The organism is Hyphomonas sp. UBA3601 (genome assembly GCF_002375605.1).
In the GTDB taxonomy this organism is placed as follows: Bacteria; Pseudomonadota; Alphaproteobacteria; order Caulobacterales; family Hyphomonadaceae; genus Hyphomonas.
This window is the reverse complement of record NZ_DFME01000103.1, coordinates 14916-17716: the sequence shown is the minus strand read 5'-3', so window position 1 is coordinate 17716 and position 2801 is coordinate 14916. Positions and strand designations below refer to the sequence as shown.

The window sequence follows — 2801 nt, the reverse complement described above, 5'->3', positions numbered from 1 at the left end:
GTTTTCAAGACGGGAAGCGTTGAGCTCGACCGGCTTTATATCTTTATGCCGATGGAGCAGGCGCAGATCCTGTTTCAGTCCAAGGATCGCTACCAAATGCTGGATATCCGACTGGATGATCCGAACAAAACAGCCGCGGCCATGGAGGCCATAGCGGCAGCTACCGGCAATGCGCTTTACGTATTTGACTGGAAAAGCCAGCGCGCGGGCTATCTCAACGCATTGCAGGTTGAGCGGACCATGGTGCGTATGCTCGTCATGGTGATCATGGGTATTGCCACACTGAACATCATCGTCGGCGTTGTTATGCTGGTGAAGAACAAGACACGCGATATCGCCATCCTGCGAACGATTGGTCTTGGACGCGGCGGTGTGCTCCGTGTCTTCCTGCTCGTTGGAACCATACTTGGCACCTTGGGTGCGTTGCTTGGTATGGCGATCGGCATTCTTGTTGTCACCAACATCGATGCTGTGGAGGCTTTCATCAATCTGTTTGTGCCGGGTGAAGTTTTCGACGCGGAAGTTTACGGTCTCGAGGGCCTGCCTGCGATCCTCGATTGGGGTGAAGTCCTGCAGACCGGTCTATATGCGCTCGGCATGTCTATGCTCGTTTCGATCATTCCGGCTTGGTGGGCTTCCCGTCAGGACCCGGTCAGCGCGTTGAGGTTTGAATAATGGCCCAACCCGTTCTCGAACTTCGCGATATTGACCGGTACTACAAGACGGCCGCTGGAGAATTGCACGTTCTCAGTGGAACCAATCTACAGCTGAATGCAGGTGAGTTGGTCGGACTAGTCGGTCCATCTGGTTCCGGAAAATCCACTCTGTTGCACACTGCTGGCCTGCTGGAGCGGCCAGAATCTGGCAAGGTCATGCTGGATGGCATTGATTGCCTCGCCCTGGACGACAAGGGCCGCACGGCGATACGTCGGGCCAAGATCGGCTTCGTCTACCAGTTCCATCACTTGCTGCCGGAATTCAATGCAGCGGATAATGTGGCGATGCCTCTGATGATCGCAGGCACGAAACAATCTGCTGCGCGCGAAAAGGCCGAACACTTGTTGGGTGAAATGGGGCTTGATGAGCGCGGCCATCACCAACCCGCGCAAATGTCGGGTGGGGAGCAGCAACGCGTCGCAATTGCCCGCGCCCTGGCAAACGATCCGCGTCTTGTCATCGCCGACGAGCCTACCGGAAACCTAGACCCCGGTACGACGGAGCGCGTGTTCGCGACCCTGATAAAAATGGTTCGCGATGAAGGCGCTGCTGTGCTGGTGGCAACGCACAATCTGTCACTGATCCGCCACATGGATCGCGTCCTGACCTTGGCTGATGGCAAGCTGGTGGATTACCGGCCGGACTAAGTTGTGGAAGGCCGCGCCCGGCCTCTGGTCTGGTGGTGATGCGCGCGGCACAGTATCCTGTGAAAAGGAGATTTCCCGTGACTGAGTCGCCCTTCATTCATCTTGCCGTCCGGTCGAGCTATTCCTTGCTCGAAAGCATGATCACGCCCAAGGGCCTGAAGGCTTGGTGTGTCGAGCAGGGAATGCCTGCTGTGGCGATTACTGATCGTAACAATCTGTATGGCGCACTGGAAATCTCGCTGACGCTGACGGATGCAGGTATCCAGCCCATCATGGCATGCTGTTTCGAAGTGACAGACGGTATGCCAAAGAGCGAACCGACACGGGTGTCGCTCTATGCGCAGAACGAGATAGGCTACAAGCGCTTGATGCTGTTGTCGTCGCGGGCCTATTTGGACGCAGCCGACGGTGTGCCAAAGCTTTCACGGGAGTTGTTGCTGGACAAAACAGACGGGTTGATCCTGCTGACCGGCGGCGCGGAAGGTGAAGTCGCGCGCCATCTTTTGAAGGCTCGTATCGCGGACGCTCGGACCGAACTCTCCACGCTTGCTTCAGCTTATCCGGAGCGCTGCTATGTAGAGATCACGCGTCATGGTTCCGAAGATGAGTATGCTTGCGAAGAGGGGTTGATTGACCTCGCCTATGAACTGGGCTTGCCGCTGGTAGCGACGCATGATGCCCGGTTCATGAAGCCGTCGGACGCCAAGGCACACGACGCAATGATGTGTATTTCGAATGGCCAGTATTTGGGCCAGGAAGATCGCAAGCGTGTCGATGCATCCCAATATCTCAAAACAGCTGAAGAAATGCGGGAATTGTTCGCTGACATTCCCGAAGCCATTGCGAACACGTTTGAAATCGCCCAGCGCTGCGCGGTAAAGGCAGAGACGCACCAGCCCATCCTGCCGAACTTTTCGAATGAAGGACGTTCGGAATCAGAAGAACTCCGCAAGCAAGCCCTGGAGGGGTTGGAATACCGTCTTGGCGCGGCGGACAAGCTGTATGCCGAGCGGGATACCTATTTTGAGCGGCTTGACTACGAACTGATGATCATCGAGCGCATGGGGTTTCCCGGCTACTTCCTGATTGTTTCCGACTTTATCAAGTGGGCCAAGGACAATGATATTCCGGTGGGGCCGGGGCGGGGGTCCGGCGCGGGCTCGCTCGTCGCTTGGGTGCTCCTGATCACAGACCTTGATCCGCTCCGCTTTGATCTACTCTTCGAACGCTTCCTGAATCCCGAACGTGTGTCGATGCCGGATTTCGATATCGATTTCTGTCAGGAACGTCGAGGAGAAGTCATCCGCTATGTGCGCGACAAGTACGGTGCCGACTCCGTCGCCATGATCATCACATTCGGTACATTGCAGGCCAAGGCTGTCGTCCGCGACGTCGGCCGCGTTATGCAGATGCCATATGGTCAGGTCGACCGGCTTG

3 protein-coding genes are annotated in these 2801 nt (G+C 56.4%); all 3 read left to right on the top strand.

Annotation, left to right across the window (positions count from 1 at the left end; all coding sequences use genetic code 11):
- A partial coding sequence (locus B4F73_RS10230; RefSeq protein WP_290483186.1) for an FtsX-like permease family protein occupies positions 1-675 on the top strand: 675 nt, incomplete at its 5' end.
- Entirely contained in the window at positions 675-1364 is a 690-nt protein-coding gene (locus tag B4F73_RS10225) for an ABC transporter ATP-binding protein (protein ID WP_290483185.1), read from the top strand. The genes B4F73_RS10230 and B4F73_RS10225, both read left to right, overlap by 1 nt.
- A 77-nt stretch (positions 1365-1441) precedes the next feature.
- On the top strand, positions 1442-2801 hold a 1360-nt coding region (dnaE, locus tag B4F73_RS10220), incomplete at its 3' end, for a DNA polymerase III subunit alpha (RefSeq protein WP_290483184.1).

Coding starts and splice junctions, on each gene's coding strand:
- B4F73_RS10225 (WP_290483185.1), top strand. CDS start 675: ATGGCCCAACCCGTTCTCGAACTTCGCGATATTGACCGGTACTACAAG.